Origin of the sequence: Deinococcus terrestris (assembly GCF_009377345.1) — a bacterium.
GTDB lineage: Bacteria > Deinococcota > Deinococci > Deinococcales > Deinococcaceae > Deinococcus > Deinococcus terrestris.
In genome coordinates this window covers 14,256-33,749 of the sequence record NZ_WBSL01000009.1, presented here as the reverse complement: position 1 = coordinate 33,749, position 19,494 = coordinate 14,256, and the positions used below count along the sequence as shown (strand labels likewise).

General features: G+C 70.4%; 16 protein-coding genes. 9 read left to right on the top strand and 7 right to left on the bottom strand.

Translation table 11 applies throughout. The features are described 5' to 3' along the window. The first annotated feature begins 25 nt into the window (after positions 1-25). The gene (locus F8S09_RS13980) at positions 26-1,222 is read left to right on the top strand and encodes a branched-chain amino acid ABC transporter substrate-binding protein (protein WP_152872097.1); all 1,197 of its coding nucleotides are present in this window, start codon (positions 26-28) and stop codon (positions 1,220-1,222) included. Positions 1,223-1,325: 103 nt separating this feature from the next. On the opposite strand, the gene ppsA is transcribed toward F8S09_RS13980, so the two are convergent. Further along, positions 1,326-3,695, bottom strand: coding sequence for a phosphoenolpyruvate synthase (gene ppsA, locus F8S09_RS13975; RefSeq protein ID WP_152872096.1), 2,370 nt, complete (start codon positions 3,693-3,695; stop codon positions 1,326-1,328). Positions 3,696-3,842: 147 nt separating this feature from the next. On the opposite strand from ppsA, the gene F8S09_RS13970 reads away from it, so the two are divergent. From F8S09_RS13970 to F8S09_RS13955, 4 genes are all read left to right on the top strand, one after another. Beyond that, positions 3,843-4,652 (top strand): pyruvate, water dikinase regulatory protein, encoded by an 810-nt coding sequence (locus tag F8S09_RS13970; RefSeq protein ID WP_152872095.1) that lies wholly within the window; start codon positions 3,843-3,845, stop codon positions 4,650-4,652. A 109-nt stretch (positions 4,653-4,761) separates the two neighbouring features. After that, positions 4,762-6,039 (top strand): glycolate oxidase subunit GlcF, encoded by a 1,278-nt coding sequence (gene glcF, locus F8S09_RS13965; protein ID WP_152872094.1) that lies wholly within the window; start codon positions 4,762-4,764, stop codon positions 6,037-6,039. After that, entirely contained in the window at positions 6,036-7,487 is a 1,452-nt protein-coding gene (locus F8S09_RS13960) for an FAD-binding oxidoreductase (protein WP_322618839.1), read from the top strand. Before glcF ends, F8S09_RS13960 begins: the two co-directional genes overlap by 4 nt. After that, positions 7,474-8,133, top strand: a complete 660-nt coding sequence (locus tag F8S09_RS13955; RefSeq protein WP_152872092.1) for an FAD-binding oxidoreductase — start codon at positions 7,474-7,476, stop codon at positions 8,131-8,133. The genes F8S09_RS13960 and F8S09_RS13955 overlap by 14 nt, the downstream gene beginning before the upstream one ends. Here the strand turns inward: F8S09_RS13955 and F8S09_RS13950 are convergent, their stop codons facing one another. After that, positions 8,134-9,546 (bottom strand): SAM-dependent methyltransferase, encoded by a 1,413-nt coding sequence (locus F8S09_RS13950; RefSeq protein ID WP_227978705.1) that lies wholly within the window; start codon positions 9,544-9,546, stop codon positions 8,134-8,136. Between the two features lie 129 nt (positions 9,547-9,675). Here F8S09_RS13950 and F8S09_RS13945 point away from each other — a divergent pair, with 129 nt between their 5' ends. Together F8S09_RS13945 and cpdB are read left to right on the top strand one after the other, a co-directional pair. Beyond that, positions 9,676-10,983 carry an alpha-hydroxy-acid oxidizing protein gene (locus F8S09_RS13945; RefSeq protein ID WP_152872091.1) on the top strand — a complete coding sequence of 436 codons (1,308 nt, stop codon included), beginning with the start codon at positions 9,676-9,678 and terminating at the stop codon, positions 10,981-10,983. Between the two features lie 13 nt (positions 10,984-10,996). Beyond that, positions 10,997-12,868, top strand: coding sequence for a 2',3'-cyclic-nucleotide 2'-phosphodiesterase (cpdB, locus tag F8S09_RS13940; RefSeq protein WP_152872139.1), 1,872 nt, complete (start codon positions 10,997-10,999; stop codon positions 12,866-12,868). Between the two features lie 64 nt (positions 12,869-12,932). Here cpdB and F8S09_RS13935 read toward each other — a convergent pair whose 3' ends face one another. From F8S09_RS13935 to rlmN, 5 genes are all read right to left on the bottom strand, one after another. After that, positions 12,933-13,337, bottom strand: a complete 405-nt coding sequence (locus F8S09_RS13935) for a hypothetical protein (RefSeq protein ID WP_152872090.1) — start codon at positions 13,335-13,337, stop codon at positions 12,933-12,935. 233 nt (positions 13,338-13,570) lie between these two features. Then, entirely contained in the window at positions 13,571-14,266 is a 696-nt protein-coding gene (locus tag F8S09_RS13930) for a redox-sensing transcriptional repressor Rex (protein WP_152872089.1), read from the bottom strand. Beyond that, on the bottom strand, positions 14,266-15,516 hold the full coding sequence (locus F8S09_RS13925; protein ID WP_152872088.1) for an SPOR domain-containing protein: 1,251 nt from the start codon (positions 15,514-15,516) through the stop codon (positions 14,266-14,268). Before F8S09_RS13925 ends, F8S09_RS13930 begins: the two co-directional genes overlap by 1 nt. After that, positions 15,513-17,135, bottom strand: coding sequence for a tetratricopeptide repeat protein (locus F8S09_RS13920; protein WP_322618838.1), 1,623 nt, complete (start codon positions 17,133-17,135; stop codon positions 15,513-15,515). Before F8S09_RS13920 ends, F8S09_RS13925 begins: the two co-directional genes overlap by 4 nt. A gap of 204 nt (positions 17,136-17,339) precedes the next feature. After that, the gene (gene rlmN, locus F8S09_RS13915) at positions 17,340-18,374 is read right to left on the bottom strand and encodes a 23S rRNA (adenine(2503)-C(2))-methyltransferase RlmN (RefSeq protein ID WP_152872087.1); all 1,035 of its coding nucleotides are present in this window, start codon (positions 18,372-18,374) and stop codon (positions 17,340-17,342) included. Between the two features lie 73 nt (positions 18,375-18,447). Here rlmN and F8S09_RS13910 point away from each other — a divergent pair, with 73 nt between their 5' ends. After that, positions 18,448-18,900 carry an NUDIX domain-containing protein gene (locus F8S09_RS13910; RefSeq protein WP_152872086.1) on the top strand — a complete coding sequence of 151 codons (453 nt, stop codon included), beginning with the start codon at positions 18,448-18,450 and terminating at the stop codon, positions 18,898-18,900. A gap of 65 nt (positions 18,901-18,965) precedes the next feature. Beyond that, positions 18,966-19,490: a DUF2721 domain-containing protein gene (locus tag F8S09_RS13905; protein WP_152872085.1), complete on the top strand. Its 525-nt coding sequence runs from the start codon at positions 18,966-18,968 to the stop codon at positions 19,488-19,490. Positions 19,491-19,494 lie beyond the last annotated feature (4 nt).

Below are 19,494 nucleotides of genomic sequence, written 5' to 3'. Positions count from 1 at the left end.
TGATCCGGGGGACTTACTGTGAGACATGCCCAAAGCAAGGAGCAGGAAGCGGTTCGAAGTCGCCTTCGTTTCTGGGATGCTGCTGGTTGGAGGGGCGGAGGCCGCGACCATCAAGATCGCGACCATCAGCCCGCTGAGTGGCAGTCTCACTCCCATCGGCACCGAGGTCAAGCGCGGGGCAGAACTGGCCGTGCAGGAGCAGGTTAAGGCGTTTCAGGCGCTGGGACACAACCTCGTGCTGGTGCCCTACGACGATCAGGCGTCAGCGTCGCTCGCCCCGCAGATCGCCCGGAGCATCGTGGCCGACCGGAGCGTGCTGGGGGTGGTCGGGGCACTGAATTCCAGCGTGACCAACGTGGTCGCGCAGGCGTTCGGCCCCGCGCGGCTGGCGATGATCTCGCCCGCGAGCACGGGCGATCAACTCACCCAGAATGCCTGGACCCATTTCAACCGGGTGGTGGCCCCGGATGCCGCGCAGGGCGTCGCAGCGGCGGCCTTTATCGACGACGAGCTGAAGGCTGGGTCGGTGTACGTGATCTCCGACAACACGGCTTACGGCAACGGCCTGACGCGGGCGCTGATGAGCAACCTCAAGAAGCGCAAGGTGAACGTGGCCGCCTACGCCGGGGCCTCGACCCCTACCCAGATTGCCGAGGTGGTCAAGAGGGTCAAGGCCAGTGGAGCCCCCGTCGTGTACTTCGGGGGCACCGACGATACCGGATCGCAACTCGTCAAGGCGCTGCGGGCGGCAGGTGTCACGGCGACGTTCATGGGTGGCGACGGCCTCGACTCGCCGAGTTTCCTTCAGCGCACCGGCATCGCGGGCGCGGGCGTCGTGTACAGCACCGTCTTTGGACCGCTCAGCGCCTTTTCCAATGCGCCGACCTTCGCTGGCCGCTACCAGACGGCCTACAAGACCAAGCCGAGCGGCGTGGCCCTCTACGCCTATGACGCGACAAATGCGCTACTGGACGCGATCAAGGCGACCTCCACGTCCCGGACCCTCCCGACCCGGGCACAGGTCAGCGCCGCCGTCCGCAAGGTCAACCTCCCGGCGTGCTTCGCGGCAGACAAGGACCGCTGCGCGACCATCACCGGCGCGGTGGCCTTTTCGGACACCGGCGAACGGATGAACTCGCGCGTGCTGATCATGCGCTTCGACGACGTGCTCCAGCCCCGGGTCGCCAAGGTTCAGATTGTGAACGCCGAGAACCTGAAGTAGGCGGGGCGCGTCCTTGCCAAGCCGCCTCTACTTGTGACGTAGTTCGAGGCCCCGTCATCTCTGGTAGGGCCTCGGCTCAAGAGTGCGGTTCAGGCGGCCGTGCTCAGGCCCGCGCCGCCTCCGGCTCGCCCGCCAGCGAGAGCCAGGTGGACAGCACCGAGTCCGGGTTCAGGCTCACCGAGTCGATGCCCTGATCCATCAACCACTGCGCCAGCGCCGGGTGGTCGCTCGGTCCCTGTCCGCAGATGCCGATGTACTTCCCGGCCCGCTTCGCGGCGGCGATGGCCTGGCTCATCAGCGCGAGCACCGCCTCGTTCTGCTCGTCGAAGAGGTCGGCCACCAGCCCGGAGTCGCGGTCGAGCGCCAGCGTGAGCTGCGTCAGGTCGTTCGACCCGATGGAGAAGCCGTCGAAGTGTTCGAGGAACTGCTCTGCCAGGATCGCGTTCGAGGGGATCTCGCACATCATGATGACCTTGAGGCCGTTCTCGCCACGCCTCAGGCCGTTGCGCTCCAGCACCTCGGTCACGGCCTGTGCCTCGCCCACCGTGCGGACGAAGGGGATCATGACCTGCACGTTGGTCAGGCCCATGCCGTCGCGCACCTCCCGAATCGCCTCGCACTCCAGCGCGAAGGCGGCGGCGAAGTCGGGCGAGCGGTAGCGGGAGGCGCCCCGGAAGCCGATCATCGGGTTTTCCTCGTGCGGTTCGTACGCCGGGCCGCCGATCAGGTGGGCGTATTCGTTGCTCTTGAAATCCGAGAGACGCACGATCACCGGCTTGGGCGCGAAGGCCGCCGCGATGGTCGCCACGCCCTCGGCCAGCTTCTCGCGGAAGAAGTCGCGGGGGGTGGCGTACCCGGCCGTCTTCGCCTCGATCTGCGCCCGCACGTCGTCGGGCACGTTCGGATAATCCAGCAGGGCGCGGGGGTGAATCCCGATCACGTTGGAGATCACGAACTCGACGCGGGCCAGCCCCACGCCCTCGTTCGGCAGCGCGGCAAAGGAGAAGGCGCGGTCGGGCGAGGCCACGTTCATCATGATCTTCATGGCGACGGGGGGCATAGCGTCCAGCTCGACGCGGTTGACCCGGTAGGGCAACTCGCCCGCGTAGACGTAGCCGGTATCGCCCTCGGCGCAGGAGACGGTGACCTGGGCGCCGCTCTCCAGCTCGCGGGTCGCGTTGCCGGTGCCCACAACCGCCGGAATTCCCAGCTCCCGCGCGATGATCGCCGCGTGGCAGGTGCGCCCGCCCCGGTTGGTCACGATGGCCGAGGCCCGCTTCATGACCGGTTCCCAGTCAGGGTCGGTCATGTCCGCGACGAGAATGTCGCCGTCGCGCACCTGGTCCATCTGCGCCACGTCGCGCACCACCCGCACCACGCCCGCGCCGATGCGGTTGCCGACCGCGCGGCCCTCGACGAGCACGTCGCCCGTCCCGCCCAGCTCGAAGCGCTCCAGCGTGCGCCCGGTGCGGCTCTGCACGGTCTCGGGCCGCGCCTGGAGGATGTAAATCTGCCCGTCGCGCCCGTCCTTGCCCCACTCGATGTCCATCGGGCGGCCGTAGTGTTCCTCGATGGTCACGCACTGCCGGGCGAGTTCGGTGAGGTCGTCGTCGCTAAGGCAGAAGCGCCGCTGCTCGGCCTCGGGCACGTCCACCGATGCCACACCGCCGCCCTCGGCGTAGATCATTTTGCGGGCCTTGCTGCCCAGCGTCCGCCGGAGGACCGCCCGCTTTCCGGCCTTCAGCGCGGGCTTGTACACGAAGTACTCGTCGGGGTTCACGGCCCCCTGCACGACGAGTTCGCCCAGGCCGTACGCCGCCGTCACCAGCACCGCGTCCCGGTAGCCGCTCTCGGTGTCCAGGGTAAAGGCCACGCCCGACACGCCCAGGTCGGTCCGCACCATCCGCTGCACGCCCGCTGAGAGCGCCACGTCCGCGTGCTCGAAGTTGTGGTGAACGCGGTAGGAGATCGCTCGGTCGTTGTACAGGCTGGCGAAGACGAGCCGGACGTGGTGCAGCACCGAGTCGATGCCGCGCACATTCAGGAAGGTTTCCTGCTGCCCGGCGAAGCTGGCTTCCGGCAGGTCCTCCGCCGTCGCGCTGGACCGCACGGCCACGTCGGGTTCGGTGCCGCCCGCTTCGGCGGTCATCTGCGCGTAACCGTCGCGGATCGCCGCTTCCAGCTCGGCGGGCAGTTCGCCGCCCTCCACCCAGCCGCGAATCTCGCGCCCGGCGTCCGCGAGGGCGACCACGTCGTTCACGTCCAGCGCGGAGAGGCGGGCGTTGATGCGCTCCTCTATCCCGTTCTGCGTCAGGAAGGCGCGGAAGGCGTCGGCGGTGGTGGCAAAGCCGCCGGGCACCCGCACCCCGGCCCCCGCGAGGCCCTGAATCATCTCGCCGATAGAGGCGTTCTTGCCGCCCACGACCTCCACGTCGGTCATCCTTAGTGTCTGGAACCAGCGAATCATGTCCATGCGCGTTCTCCGTTCTGGTAGGGCGCCCCGGCGTGGAAGCGGCGGGGGTTGGTGTTGTGGAACCTTCCCAGCTTACCCCGCCCGCCCCCGGCGGGGCGTTCCATCTGGGGTGACACGGTCCCCCGCCCGGCGTGTCACGCTGCCCCCATGACCTCCTCCCGAACCGTCCTGATCGTTTCCGACCACACCGGACTGACTGCCGAGACCACCGCGCGGGCGCTGCTGGCCCACTTTCCGGACCAGCCGCTGCGGTACGTGCAGCGCTCCTTCGTCTCTACCCTGGCGCTGGCACGGGAGGTCACGCGGGAGGTGGCGGCCCTGGCCGAGCGGGGCGAGCGCCCGCTGATCTTCACCACCATCACCGAGGCCGCCGTGCTGCGCGAACTGGAGGCCGCACCCGCCCGGCTGTTCGACCTGCTGGGGCCGGGCCTTACAGCGCTGGAGGAGGAATTCGGCGTGAACGCCGCCCGCAGCGTGGGCCGCTACCACGACATGCACGATCAGACGAGCTACCTCGCCCGGATGGACGCCCTCGACTTCGCCCTCGCCACCGACGACGGGGTGGGCGACAAGCAGTACGGCCTCTCGGACGTGATTCTGGTCGGCGTCTCGCGGGCCGGAAAGACGCCCACCAGCCTCTTCCTGGCCCTCCAGCACGGAGTCCGCGCGAGTAATTACCCCCTCGCGGAAGACGACTTCGAGCGCGAGTCGCTGCCCCGGCCGCTGGAAGCCCACCGCGCCAAGCTGCACGGCCTGACCATCGACCCCCGCCGCCTGCACGCCATCCGCACCCAGCGCAAGGCCGGGAGCCGCTACGCCAGCCTCGAGCAGTGCGAGCACGAGGTCCGGCGGGCAGAGCGCCTCTTTTCCCGCGTGGGCATTCCGGTGCGCGACACCACCTCCGCCAGCGTGGAGGAGATCGCGGCGGGGATTCTGGCGCAGGTGCGGCGGGGGTAGGGGAGGGGCCAGCCGTCAGCGTTGCGCAGTCAGCCCTGAGCAGCTCAGGCGGTACGCTTGGGCGTTCTGGGGCTGAGTGCTGACGGCTGAAAGCTGCTACCTTCCCTCCATGCAGCACGACATCCCCGTCCCCGCCCTGGGGCCGCAGGGCGAGGTGATGGCGCACGCGGTGGACGCCTGCGTGCATTGCGGCTTCTGCCTGCCCGCCTGCCCCACCTACGCGCTACTCGGGGACGAGATGGACTCCCCGCGCGGGCGCATCGTGCTGATGAAAGAAGTGCTGGAAGGCACGCTGTCCCTCGCGGACGCCGCCCCTCACCTCGACCGCTGCCTGGGGTGCCAGGCGTGCGTGACCGCCTGCCCCAGCGGGGTGCCCTACGGCGAACTCATCACCAGCTTTCGCGGCTGGTCCGAGCCGGGGCGGGAGCGCTCGCCGCTCGACCGGGCAAAGCGGGCGGGCATCCTGAAGATTCTCCCGGCGCCAAAGGTCTTCAGTGTGGCCGCGAGGGTGGGCCAGTACGCCAAACCGTTCGCGCCGCTGCTGCCTGCCGCCCTGCGTGCGCCCCTTGACCTGCTGCCGGAGCGGGTGCCCGCCATGCGGCCGCAGCCTCCGGTCACCCCGGCCCGAGGAAAGCGGCGGGGCCGGGTCGCCTTTCTCGCGGGGTGCGCTCAGCAGGCGCTGACCCCCAATTTCAACGCCGCCACACTCCGAGTCCTGGCCCGCAACGGCTTCGAGGTCGTGATCCCCGAGGGGCAGGGCTGTTGCGGGGCCGCTGCCCTGCACACCGGGGCGCGGGACGAGGCGCTGCGGCTGGTTCGCCAGAACCTCGCCGCCTTCAATCCCGACGACTACGACGCCATTCTCTCCAACGCGGCGGGGTGCGGGGCGGGCCTCAAGGAGTACCCGGTGGTGCTGCACGGCCTCCCGGACGAGGTGCAGGCGCGGGCCTTCGCGGCGAAGGTGCAGGACATTTCCGAGTTCCTGGCGGGGCTGCTGCACGCCGGGGAACTGGAGCCGTTCCTCCCCACGTCCCGCCCCCTCACGGTGACCTATCACGATGCCTGCCACCTCGCCCACGCGCAGGGCGTCCGCGCCGCGCCCCGCGAGTTGCTGCGGGCCATTCCCGGCGTGACGGTCGTGGAGGTCCCCGAGGGTGACCTGTGCTGCGGGTCGGCGGGGACGTATAACCTCGAACAGCCGGAACTGGCGAACGAACTCGGCGTCCGCAAGGCGCGGAACATCCTGTCCACCACTCCCGACCTGATCGCCAGCGGGAATATCGGCTGCCATACGCAGGTTGGGAGTCATACCCGGCGGCAGGGAAGTCGGGTGCCGGTGCTGCATACGGTGGAAGTGCTGGACTTGGCTTATCGGGGGGAGCTGTGAGCTTCTCGCCCCGCAAAACCGCCTTCACCCCCGGTTCCCGCGCTCCCAAGCCGCGCTCTGGCGGCACGCCGGACAATCCTCTGGCCGCTGAGCTAACCCGCGTCCTCGGCCCCACGAAGGTCCTCTCCACCCTCTCCGAGCGCCGGAACTACCGCTACGACGCCATTCAATTCGGGGAAACGCCGCTGGCCGTCGTCCTGCCCGAGAGCACGGCGGACGTGGTGATGGCGGTGCGGGCGGCGCGGGCGGCGGGCGTGCCCATCGTGGGGCGTGGGGCGGCGAGTGGATTGAGTGGCGGGGCGGTGCCGATGCAAACTGGCCTCGTCCTCTCCTTCACCCGGATGACCCGGCTGGAAGTGTTTCCCGAGTGGCGCGAGGCGCGGGCGCAGGCGGGCGTGGTCACCCTCAGCGTGACCGAGGCGGCGCGGCCCCACGGCCTGATCTACCCCCCCGACCCGGCCAGCTTCCGCACCAGCACCATCGGCGGCAACCTGGGCGAGAACGCGGGCGGGCCGCTGTGCTTCAAGTACGGGGTGACGGGCGATTACGTGCGCGGCTTGCAGTTCGTGGACGCCGACGGCGAGGTGCATGACCTCACCCGCGACGCCTACGACCTCGCCGGGCTGCTGATCGGCTCGGAGGGGACGCTGGGCCTCATCACGGAAGCCACCCTGCGCCTCAGCCCGCCACCGAAGTACACCCGCACCTTGCTGGCGAGCTTCGCGGAGGTGGGCGAGTGCGCCGAGGCGGTGAGTCGGGCGATCGCTGCCGGGGCCGTGCCCGCCAAGCTGGAATTCATGGATCAGGCCTGCACGAACGCGGTGGAGGATTACCTCGCCCTGGGACTGCCGCGTGATGCCGGGGCCGTGCTGCTGGTGGACACCGACGGCGACGACCTGGACACGGTGGAGGAGGAGCGGACGCTGGTGGAGGCCGCCTGCCGGGAGGCCGGGGGCACCGTGCGCCGGGCCGCCACCGATGCCGAAGCCGCCGCCCTGTGGCAGGCCCGCCGCAGCGTCAGCCCCGCGCTGGGCCGCATCCGCCCGCAGCGCATGAACGAGGACATCGTGGTGCCGCGCTCGGTGCTGCCGGAGGTCGTGCGCGAGATCCGGACGCTGGGGGACGCCTCCGGGCTGCCCGTCGTGCAGTTCGGGCACATCGGGGACGGCAACCTGCACCCCAACATCCTCTACGACCCCCGCCGCGAGTCGCCGGAGGCGGTGCACGCCCTCGCGCACGCCATCGCCCTCGTCGCCCTGCGGCACGGCGGCGTCCTGAGCGGCGAGCACGGCATCGGCACCATAAAACGGCCCTTCATGCGCGAGGCGCTGGACTCCGTGACGCTGGGAGCACTGCGGGACGTGAAGCGGGCGCTGGACCCGGCGGGCCGTCTCAACCCCGGCAAGATTCTCCCCGACGAGGAAAGGGAGACCCATGCCCATCCTTGACCTCTCGCCCGGCGACCAGACGGTCACAGTGAGCGGCGACACGGGGCTGCTGGAGGTCTATGCCGCTCTGCCCCCCGGCCTCTATCCGCCGTTCCCCCCGGTGGAGCTGCCCGGCGGCGTGGGTGGCCTCGTCTCACGTGGGGGATTCGGACAGACCTTCCCCTTCGCCTCCGACGTGCTGGGCGTGACCTTCCGGGCACCCTCCGGCCGGGTGGTGCGGGCGGGCGGACGCACCGTCAAGAACGTGCAGGGCTACGACCTGACCCGCCCCTTTGTGGGCAGTTTCGGGGCGCTGGGCGAGGCGTTGGAGGTCACGCTGCGGCTGCGGCCCGGCCTGGTGGCCCGCCACGTGGCGGCCCCCGGCTCGCTGGACACGTTGAGCCACCTGACCGCCCGGTTCGCCTGGGAGGACGGCGGCGAGGTCCACCTCTTCCATTTCGGCCACGCGCGGGAGGTCGAGCGGGCGCTCGCGGTGCTGCCCGGTGCCCGCGAGCTTTCCGGCTTCAGCGACCTCCGCCCCCGTTTCCCCGGTGGGATGGGGGTGGGGGAGGGGGCGACCCTGCGGGACCGCCGCTTCGGGTGGGTGAATGGGACTGGCGTGCCGCCGATGCCCGCCCTGTTCGCCCAGCTGGTGGCGGCGCTCTAGCTAGACCCGCCCGTCCGCGTAGATGTCCGCCCGGCTCGGCGGAATCGGCACCCGACGCTGCCCGTCCGGTTTGGCGAGCAGCGTCTGGAAGATGCTCAGGTGCCCGTGCGCGAAGTAGTACCCGCAGGCGTTGAGGTAGATGCGCCACAGGCGGTAACGTTCCTCGCCCAGTGCGGCCAGGGCCTCATCCTCCCGCGCCTCCAGCCCCCGCGCCCACTCGGCCGTCGTGCGGGCGTAGTGCTCGCGCAGGTTCTCCACGTCGCGCACTTCAAAAAGGGCGGCGTCGGCGTATTTCAGTGTTTCCCAGATCGGCAGCAACTCGCCGTCGGGAAAGACGTAGCGCCGGGCGAAATTGCCCGACTGGATCACCATCGGCACCCGCGCCTGCCCCAGCCCGTCGCTGATCGCGTGGTTCATCATGAGGCCGCCCGGCTTCAGCACCCGGTGGGCGGTGGCGAAATACTCGGCCATGTTGCGGCGGCCCACGTGCTCGGCCATGCCGACGCTGCTGATCTTGTCAAACTCGCCCGTCACGTCCCGGTAGTCCCGCAGCTCCAGCGTGACGAGGTGCTCCAGCCCGGCGGCCCTCACCCGCGCCTGCCCCTCGTGCAACTGCGCCTCCGAGAGGGTCACCCCCAGCACCGAGACGCCGTAGTTCTGCGCCGCGTAGATCGCCAGCCCACCCCAACCGCAGCCGATGTCCAGCAGGCGCTCCCCCGGCCTCAGCCGCAGCTTGCGGCAGATCAGCTCCAGTTTGGCCTCCTGCGCCGCGTCCAGCGTCTCCGCGCCCGTGGGGAAGTAGGCGCAGGAGTACACCATCCGCTCGTCCAGCCACAGCTTGTAGAAGTCGTTGGACACGTCGTAGTGGGCCTGCACCGCCTGTTTGTCGCGCTCGCGGCTGTGCGTCTCGCCGTGCAGTTGGGCGAGCGGCTTGGGCGGCCTTGCCCCCACCCCCCGGCGCAGCAGGGCCACGTCGCGCAGCAGCCCAGCCACCTGCGCGGGCGTGAACTGCGGATTCAGCGTGTCCGCCAGCCCCACGACCGCCCCGAAGTCCCCCTCGATGTCGAAGTCGCCGCGCAGGTACGCCTCCCCCAGCGCCACATCGAGCGGTAGGTTCAGCATCCGCCCCAGCGCCTCGGGCGAGTTCAGGATCAGGCAGGCGGTGGGGTCGGGCACCCCGGCGGGTAGGTCCTCCCCGTTCCAAAACTGCACGGCAAAGGGGCGCTCGGGGGGCAGAACGGCGCTCAGCACCCGCCGGGCCGCCCCCAGCAGCACCTCCTCGCTGGGGCGCACGCGGGAGCGGGCCACCACGACCGCGCCCAGCATGGTCAGCACGGCGGCCAGGCCCAGGGTCTGCACGGAGGTAGCGGGGGAGGGGTCGGGGCGGCGGGTCTGGGGGGTCTTGGGGGGCATGGGGCCTCCGGGAGATGGGGCAGGGATGTGGGGAACTTGGCCCAGCATAGGCAGGGCGAAGGGATTGTCGGCCCGTCTCACCTTCACCGGCGGCTATGCTTTGCCCTACATCCCCCCGGAGGCACTCCCATGACGACGAACCCCCCAGCCGGACCGGGCCGCACCCGGCAGACGCGCCTCTATGTCCGCGGCCTCGGCGGCGAGCGCCCCGCCGTCCCCGTGATTCCCGAACGCCTTCAGGCGGCGGCCAAGGCCAAGATGAGCGCGGCCGACTTCGCCTATGTCGCGGGCGGCGCCGGGGCCGAGCGGACCATGCGAGCCAACCTCGCCGCCTTCGAGCGGGTGCGGCTGATGCCCCGGCGTCTCAGTGGAACCCGCGAACGCGACCTCGGGGTGGAATTGCTGGGCCTCTCGCTCCCCTCGCCGCTGCTGCTCGCCCCCATCGGCGTGCTGGAGGCCGCGCACCCGCAGGCGGACCTCGCCGTCGCCCGCGCCGCCGCCGCCGAGCGCGTCCCCTTCGTCTTCTCGTCGCAGGCCTCGGTCCCGATGGAGACGTGCGCGAAGGCGATGGGTGACGCGCCCCGCTTCTTCCAGCTCTACTGGGGCACCGACGACGAGGTGACCCGCTCCTTCGTGCGCCGGGCCGAGGCGTGCGGGGCAGCGGCCGTCGTCCTCACGCTGGATACCACGCTGCTGGGGTGGCGGCCCCGCGACCTGGACCTCGGCAGCCTGCCCTTCCTGCGCGGGCGCGGACTGGCGCAGTACCTCAGCGACCCGGTGTTTCGCTCGCGGCTGGACACGCCGCTTCCCGCCCCCGCCGTGCAGCCCCCGCGCACCCCGGCGCTCCTGCGTACCGGGGCCGACCTCGCCGCGAAGGGCCGCGCCTTCGGGCTGAGTGCCGCCCAGATGCGCTCGGCCGCCGCCCGCTTCACCGCCACCTACACCCGCCCGGACCTGTCCTGGGACGACGTGGGCCGCCTGCGCGAGTGGACCCGGCTGCCCATCCTCCTCAAGGGCATCCTTCACCCCGACGACGCGCGGGAGGCCGTCCGGCGCGGGGTAGACGGCCTGATCGTGTCCAACCACGGCGGGCGGCAGATTGACGGCGAGGTCGCGGCGCTGGACGCCCTGCCCGGCGTGGTCGCGGCGGCGGGGGGCCTCCCGGTGCTCCTCGACAGCGGGGTCCGCACCGGGTCGGACGTGGCGAAGGCCCTCGCGCTGGGGGCACGGGCGGTGCTGCTGGGGCGGCCCTACGTGTACGGGCTCGCCATAGCGGGAGAGGCGGGCGTGCGTGAGGTCGTGGGGAACGTGCTGGCCGAGTTTGACCTCACGCTGGGCCTGCTGGGGCTGGGGGCGGCCCGCGATCTTGGACCGGGGGCGCTGGCGCCTTCACACGCCCCTGACCCTTCGCCGTATTCTGGAGAGCGTGCGGACTAAATTTGCCCTGACCATGGCCCTGCTGCTGGGTGCAGCGAGTGCCCAGACCGTCGAGCTGCGGATTCTCGAAACGACCGACCTCCACACCAACGCCCTGGGCTACGACTACTACCAGGACAAGCCCACCGGCGAGTTCGGGCTGGAGTACACCGCCACCCTGATCAAGCAGGCCCGCGAGGAAAAGCGCAACACGCTGCTCTTTGACAACGGTGACCTGATTCAGGGCAACCCGCTGGGCGACTTCACGGCCCGCGTGCAGCCGCTGAAAGACGGCCAGATGCACCCCATGCACCAGGTCATGCGGACCCTGCGCTACGACGGCGCGACCCTGGGCAACCACGAGTTCAACTACGGGCTGGACTACCTCGACCGGGTGCTCGCCTCGGCGCCGATGCCCTACGTGAACGCCAACGTGCTGAACATGGACGGCACGAACAAGTACACGCCCTACGTGATTCAGCGCAAGCTGGTGTACTCCACCGATGGCCGCCCGTACTTCATCAACGTCGGCGTGATCGGCTTTACGCCGCCCCAGATTCTGAACTGGGACCGCGCCCACCTCGACGGCAAGGTGCAGGCGCTCGACATCGTGGAGGCCGCCCGCCGGTTCGTGCCTCAGATGAAGGCCCAGGGCGCCGACATCGTGGTCGCGCTCGCGCACACCGGCATCAACCAGGGCGCCTACGCCCCCGGCGGCGAGCAGGCGGGCGCGGCCCTGACCGACGTGGAGGGCATCGACGTGGTGCTGACCGGGCACAGCCACCTCGAGTTCCCCGGCACCGGCTACAAGGACGTGGCGGGCGTGAATCTCCAGAAGGGCACCATCAACGGCAAGGTCGTGCTGATGCCCGGCTTCTGGGGCAATAACCTCGGCGTGGCCGACCTGAAGCTCAACTACAACCGCGCGACCCAGAAGTGGACCATCGCCGACGCGCAGGGCAGCATCCGCCCCATCTGGGACAAGACGGCGAAAAAGAGCCTCGTCACGCCCGACCCCGTGATCGCCGCGGCGGTGAAACAGGCCCACGAGGGCACCCTGGCCTACGTGCGCGGCAAGGTGGCCGACCTGACGGCCCCGGTGACCTCCTACTGGTCGCTGGTGCAGGACGATCCCAGCGTGCAGCTCGTCTCCAACGCGCAGCTCGCCTACGTGAAGGCGGCGCTTGCCGGGGGCCAGTACAAGGACCTGCCCGTCCTCTCCGCCGCCGCGCCCTTCAAGGCCGGGGGCCGCGCCGGGGCGAGCTACTACACCGACATCCCTGCCGGGACCCTCGCCATCAAGAACGTGGCCGACCTCTACGTCTACCCCAACACCGTGCAGGCCGTCCTCGTGAACGGGGCGCAGGTGCAGGAGTGGCTGGAGCGCAGCGCCGGGCAGTTCAACCGCATCGACCCCAGCAAGACCGAGCCGCAGGCCCTGGTGGACGAGACCTTCCCCACCTACAACTTCGACGTGCTGGACGGCGTGACCTACGAGATCGACGTGACCCAGCCCGCCCGCTACGACCGCGCAGGCAAGCTGGTGAACCCGGAGGCCCGCCGCATCAAAAACCTCCAGTTCGGGGGCAAACCCATCGACCCCGCGCAGCAGTTCGTGATCGCCACGAACAACTACCGCGCCTCGGGTGGCGGCTCCTTCCCCGGTCTGGACGGCAAGAACATCGTCCTCCAGTCGCCCGACGAGACCCGCGAGGCGCTGGTCAAGTACTTCAACGAGCAAAAGACGGTGAACCCCACCGCCGACGGCAACTGGAAGCTCACGCCTGTCCCCGGCGCGACCCTGCTGTACGTCAGCAGCCCCAACGCGCAAAAGGAGCTGCCCGCCGGAGCCACGCTGCTGCGGACGCGGGAGGACGGGTTCGCGGAGTACACGATCAAGTTCTGAGGGAAGAACAAAAGGAGGCGGAGGCTAAGCCAGCCTCCGCCTCCTTATATTGTCGTCTGTCTGATCAGTTCCCTGCCTTGTAAGCGCGGCTCAGCACAGGCTGGGCTTTGACGACCACGGGTTCATTGTTGCTGCTGTAGCCAGTGAACTCGATATTGACCTCGCTGTAGGCTCCGGCCAGAGTCCGCTGCACCTCACCTACCAGCGCCCCAGCGAAGTTCAGGCGTAGGGGAGAGGTTGGCAGGCCGTTGGCGGGTTGCACGTCACTGCGAATCTTGCCGTCTGTCGTGTACATCTGGCATGACTGGTAACTCGGCAGCGTCGCGCGTTCCGGGCAGGTCCAGCCGGAAGGCACAAAGATGTCCACCTTGTTGGATTCCGAGACTTCCTCCGACACCTCGCCGTTGTAGTCGTAGCGGGTGATGCGCCAGCCCGTGATATACATCGCGTCCGAGCCCGGGCGCGACATGAAGGTAAATTCAACGGGTCCTGCCTCGCTTACGGCCCAGGACTCGCTGGCCGGGGTAACATTACCCTTGTCATCAATCTTTTCGGGGGTGTAGGTTCGGGTCACGGTCACCTGTGAGCCCGCATCGGCGGCATAGACACCCACCGAAACACGGTTCCCGGAAGGCTGCCCCGGCGCACTTCCGCACGCACTGAGGGCGAGGCCAGCAAGCAGGGCGAGGGCGGATAGTCTCTTCATTCAGTCTCCTCCGTGTCCACGGCGTTCAGGTGTGGGTTCAGGATGTAAAAGGCGAGCCGCTTCATTCCGGCCAGGAAGTCCACGTTCTCGACAATCACAGCACGCCACTCGTCACTGATTTCTTGCTGTCCCGCCCGCTCCAGCATGCGGGGCTGAATCACCGTGGGCGCGAAGTTGAGAATGCCGCGCACGCCCGCCCCGGCAAGTGCCTGCGCCGCGTCCTGCGCGTGGTCGGGCGGCACAGCCAGAAAGCCCATATCCACCTTGTGCCCGCGCACGAACTCGGGCAGCTCGTCCATGTGACGGACGGGCAGGCCGCGCACCGTGCGCCCCACCACGTCGGGGTTGACGTCAAAGAGGCCGACATACTGAAACTGGTAGTCGCTCGCGCCGGGGTAGTTGGCGATGGCCTGCCCCAGCCGCCCCATCCCCACGACGACCACATTCCAGGTCTGGTTTAAGCCCAGCACCCGCATGAGTTCGCGCTTGAGGATGGGCACGGTGTACCCCATGCCGCGCGTGCCGAAGCGCCCGAAGTAGGCGAGGTCCTTGCGCACCTGAAAGGCCGTCACCCCGGCCCGCTCGGCGAGGTCATTGCTGCTCGTGCGGCTGATCTCGTGCGCTTCCAGACCTTCCAGAATGCGCAGGTAGGTCACCAGGCGGCTGATGGTCGCGGTCGGGATGCCGGTCATCAGCGAATCCTGAAGTGGTCGTGGCCGCCCGCGTCAAGTTTGCGCTCGGCTTCCAGCAGCGCGTCCCCGCTGTAGGGGCCGACGAGCACGGTCACCTTGCGGTTTTCCGGCGCGTTCACGGTGGGCGAGAAGCCTAGGTCGCGCAGCATCCCGACGAGCCGCCCGGCGCTTTCCTGACGGTCGAAGGCCCCGACTTGCAGGTAGACCGGGCCACTTGGCGCGGGGGCCTGTGCGGCGGGCGCGGTGTCCGGCTCGGCGGGCACGGCCTCGGGGGGAGCAGCGGGGGTGGGCGCCTCGGCCGGGGCCTGGGCCTCGGTCGTCTCGCTGCCACCCCCGCTCAGGTTGCGGCCACGCGGGGCGTACAGGACGGCGCGGGGAGCACGGGGCTGGATGTCGGCCAGCGCCCGGCGGGCGGTCGTCTCGTCGGCATAGGGGCCGACCTGGGCCACGACCTGGGCGCCGAGGTCGATCACGTAGACCGGGTATCCAGCGTCCGACACGCCCGAGGCGGCGCGGCGGGCTTCCGCCTCCGACCCGAAGGTGCCCAGGCTGATGCGGTAGTCGCTGCGCAGGGGCGTGCGCTCCTCGCTGGGGGTGACGGCCGACCCAGGCCGGGCCGGGGGCGCTGGGGTAGACGCCGTCTCCGTGGCTTCATCCGGCGACGTGCCCTCCGGGGCCTCGGTGCCGGGCGCCGGGGTGGAAGCGCTCGCTGGGGGATTGAGCGGAATGGTCGTTTCCGGTTTGGGCAGCGTCACCTCAGGCACGGGAGGTGCTGGGGGGGCGGCCGGAATAGGCGTCGCGGCGACCACGTTGGGGTCAGTGCCTGCGGCGGGAGGCCTGGCGGTGCTGGCCTCGGGCGCCGGGGTGGTGGGCTCAGCGGCCTGCTCGCCGGGTTGCTCGGCGGGTTCGCTGGGCGTCGACGTTGCCGCTTCCGGCTCCGCTGGTGCGGGAGGCGTCTCCTCGCGGGGTGCCGTCGCCTCCGTTGCGGGTTCCGTCTCCTCCGGCGTCGTGGTGGCCTCCGGCGCGGGAGTCGGCTCCTCCACCGGGTCCAGGGCGAGGTCGGTCCCCGGCGCGACGGGAATCTCGGGCACCTCCTCCACCACGGCGGGCGGGGGGGCTTCGGCGGTGGTTGCCCCGCGACCCTGGCCGATCAGCAGGGCCGCGAAGCCCGCGAGCAGCAGCACGACCAGCAGGCCGATCAGCAGGTCAGGCCAGCGGGGCGCCGACCCCGGACGCTGGGCGCGGCTCATCGCAGCGCCTCCGCCGCGCGGCGGTGCCCGAGGTCGGCGGCTGTCTTCAGGGCAGGACGGGCCTGGGCTTCACGCCCCTGCGAGCGCAGGCTCAGGCCCAGCAGGTACCAGGCTTCCGCGTTGCGCGGCTGCTCGCCCGTCAGCCCGCGCAAGATCGCCTCGGCCTCCGCATACCGTGAGGCGGCCAGCAGCGCCGAGCCGAGGTTCTGGCGGGCGGTGGGGGTGGGGTCCAGCTTCACGCTGGTGGTCAGCGCCCCGGCGGCGCCCGCGTAGTCCTTCTGCGCGTAGGCGGTCAGTCCCAGCCACAGGTAGGCGTCCGCGCTGGGGGCGGCTTGGGTGCTCTGGCGCAGGGCGGTGCGGGCCGCCGCGAGGTCACCCAGGCGGTAGGCGGCGACTCCCTGCACGTACAGGGCGCGGGCACGGGTGGCGGCGTCGGGCTTCAGGGCCAGCGCCTGCGCCGCGTCCTGCCGCGCCTGGGCATTCAGCCCCAGCGCGAGCCGCGTGGCCCCCAGGGCGGTGCGAATCGCCGCGTCCTTCGGCGCGAGGCGAGCGGCCTGCGCGTAGGCGGCCTGCGCCCCTGCGCGGTCACCGCGCACTGCCCGCAACTCCCCCAGCCGGGCAAACGCGGCGGGGCGGGCAGGGTCCAGCCGGGTGGCCTCCTGCGCGGCCAGGACGGCTCCGCGTGTGTCCCCGGCGGCGGCCAGCACGTCCGCCTTGCGCAGGTTCAGGGTGGCGCGGTCGCTCGCCTTCGTCACGCGGGGCAGCACGGTGTCGAGTTCCCGCACGGCCCGCTCCGGCAAGTTCTGCCCCGCGTAGATGTCCGCGAGCAGCAGCGCCGCGTCCACCCGGCCCGGCTCGCGCGAGAGCAGGGCATACAGGCCCGGCAGCGCCTCCACCCCCTGCCCGGCCCGCACCTGCGCCTGCGCCAGCCGGAAGGCGAGGTCGCGGTCCGAGGGATCGAGAGCCGCTGCCTGCGCGAGTGTCGCGCTCAGAGCCGTCCAGTCGCCCGCCCGCCGCTGCTCGCCCGCCAGCGCCTCGAGCACCTGCCGTTCGGCGGCGGGTCCCGCCTTGCCGCGCGAGAGGGTCGCCGCTTCCTCGTACAGCCGCCGCGCATCGGCGAACCGGCCCTCGCGGCTAGCGATCACGCCGAGGTTGTAGGGGGCCTCGAAGCGGTCGGGGGCCAGTTCGAGCAGCCGGTTGAACTCGAAGGCCGCGCCGCGCAGGTCCCCCAGCGCCAGCAGCGTCAGGCCCAGCCCGAAGTGCCCTTCTGGGTGCGTGTACTGCGCCGCGACGAGCGACTCGAACAGCCGCCGCGCCCGCACGAGGTCGCCCGCGCCCAGCGCCTCACGGCCTTGCCCCAGCGTCTGCTGTTGCGCGGGGGTAAGGGTCGGGGGCGTGGGGGCGGCGGTGGTGCTGGGAGCGGCCGTGCCCGGAGCGGCGGGGGCAGCTGAGGGGGTCGGCACCGCGGGCACGGTGACCGGCACCCCCCCCGGCTGGGTCTGGAGCAGCGTGGTCTGGACAGATACCGCCGCCGAAGTGTCGAGCAGGGTCTGGGCGGCGGCGTGGGGCACGGCGGCCAGCAGCAGGCCGAGCAGCACTGTGGTTCTCGTTGGGGTCACCGGAAGGAGCCTCCTGAACGGGGGAAATGGTGGGTAGAGCGTAGGCGGGGAGGTCTTGCGTAACCCTGACGCGGAAAAGGAATGCGTGGGCTGCCGTGATTCTCTCACGCCCCCAGGGCCAAGGTGGTATGAAGCCCTCTCTCATCTGGTGCCGCGCTCCATGCAAAGACCTCCCCAGTGGGGAGGCCAGACGGAAGGGCCGGATCAGGCCGGAGCGCCCGTCGCCGCCCCAGGCCGCCGCAGCGCGAGCTGGCCGCACGCCGCTCCCGCATCCTTCCCGCGTGAGCGCCGCACGCTGACATCCACACCGCGTTCCTCCAGCGCGTCATAAAAGGCCTGAATCTGCTCCTCGGTGCTCGACTCGAAGCCCGAGCCGTCCCAGGGATTCATCGGGATCAGGTTGACGTGGCTCACCAGCCCGCGCAGGCGCTCGGCGAGCAGTTCGGCCTGCCAGAGGTGATCGTTGATGCCGCGCAGCATGGTGTATTCCAGCGTCACCCGGCGCCCGGTCACGGCCTGGTAGTCGCGGGCGGCGGCCATGATCTCCTCGATGGAGTTGGCGGCCCCGGTCGGGATGATCTTCTGCCGGGTTTCCTCGTCGGGGGCGTGCAGGCTGATCGCCAGCTTGAGGCCGAGGTCGTCTTCCTCGGCCAGCCGCCGGATGCCCTTGGCGATGCCCACGGTTGAGAGGGTCACCCGGCGCTTGCTCATGCCCAGTGCCTGCGGGTGCAGCAGGATGCGGGCCGCTTTCATGGTGTGGTCGTAGTTCAGCATCGCCTCGCCCATGCCCATGAAGACGAGGTTGCGAATCTCGCGCGGCTCCAGCCCCTCGCCCCCCGCCACGGCGAGCACCTGGCCCACGATCTCGCCGGGGGTCAGGTTGCGCCCGAAGCCCATCGCCCCCGTCGCGCAAAAGGCGCAGCGGGCCGGGCAGCCCACCATCGTGGACACGCAGACCGTCTTGCGGTCGAGATAGGGCATGTACACCGCTTCCATCTGCCGCCCGTCCAGCAGCGTGAACAGGTACTTGGCCGAACCGTCGTGGCTGCGGACCGTCTCAATTTCGCGGAAGGGGTTGAGCCGGAAGCGGGCGGCGAGGTCCGAGCGCAGGGGGGCGGGCAGGTTGGTCATCGCCTCAAACTCGCCCACGCCCTGCACGAACACCCACTCCAGCAGTTGCCGCCGCCGGAAGCCCTCCAGCGGGTATTCGTCGGGGTGAAGGTCGAGGAGAAGCTGCATCAGAAAAGTCTAGCGGGTCGGGCGTGGGCGGGGTGGGAGGGAGGCACGGTTGGGGCCGCGCTAGGGTACTTGGATGTCCACTGCCCCCCAGCTCCATCTCCTCGCCCGCGCCGTCATTGAGAACGACGGGCATGTGCTGCTCGCCCAGGCCCAGGGCCACGCGCACACCTTCCTGCCGGGCGGCCATGTCGAACCGGGGGAAGGGTTGCGGACCTGCCTCGCGCGGGAGCTGGCCGAGGAGATGGGCCTTCATGTGGAGATCGGCGCGTATCTGGGCGTCATTGAGCAGGGGTGGCAGGATGGGTCCTGGGGCCGCCATCACGAACTGAACCACCTCTTCGCGGCGGCGAGTCCGGGCCTGACGCGGCTTCAGGCCGTCATGTCCAGAGAGCCGCACCTGACCTTCGCCTGGGTCCCGGTGAGCGAACTGGAGGACCGGGCGCTGATGCCGTCGCCCGTGCGCTTGTGGCTGGCGGGAAAAGAACGGGGGGGCAACTTCTTTGCCTCCACTCTGGAACAGGGCTGACGTTCCCCGCGGACCTGCGCACGTCTTCCTGACCTGCTGGCCCCATCCACGCCCTACCCTGACCTATGGCCGAACCCACCCTCGGCGCCCTGACCGCCATGATCACGCCCGCCGTGCTGATCTCGGGTGCGGGCACCCTGCTGCTCAGCACCAGCAACCGCCTCGGCCGCAGCACCGACCGGGTGCGGGTGCTGACCGCCCGCTTCAAGGTCCTGGTGGGCGAGGAAGGCCAGCGCGAGCCCCTCGCCCGCGAGGAAAAGCAGATGATCGTGCGTCAGCTTCCGCGCCTGTCCCGCCGCACCCGCTACCTCCAGCGAGCGATGCGGGCCTTTTACGTGGCGGTCGCGCTGCTGGTGGGGACCAGCCTGCTGATCGGCGTGGGCGAACTCTCGGGGCTGGCGACCAGGGCGGCCCCGGTGCTGCTCGCCCTGCTGGGGGCCGGGAGCCTCGCCTACGGAGCGCTTCTGCTGAGTTTCGAGGCCACCCTCAGCGGCATCACCACCCGCGAGGAGATGGGATTTCTGGTGCGGCTGGGCGAGCATTACGCGACCTTGTATCAGGACGAAACCGACCGCATCCGGGAGGAGTAGGCAC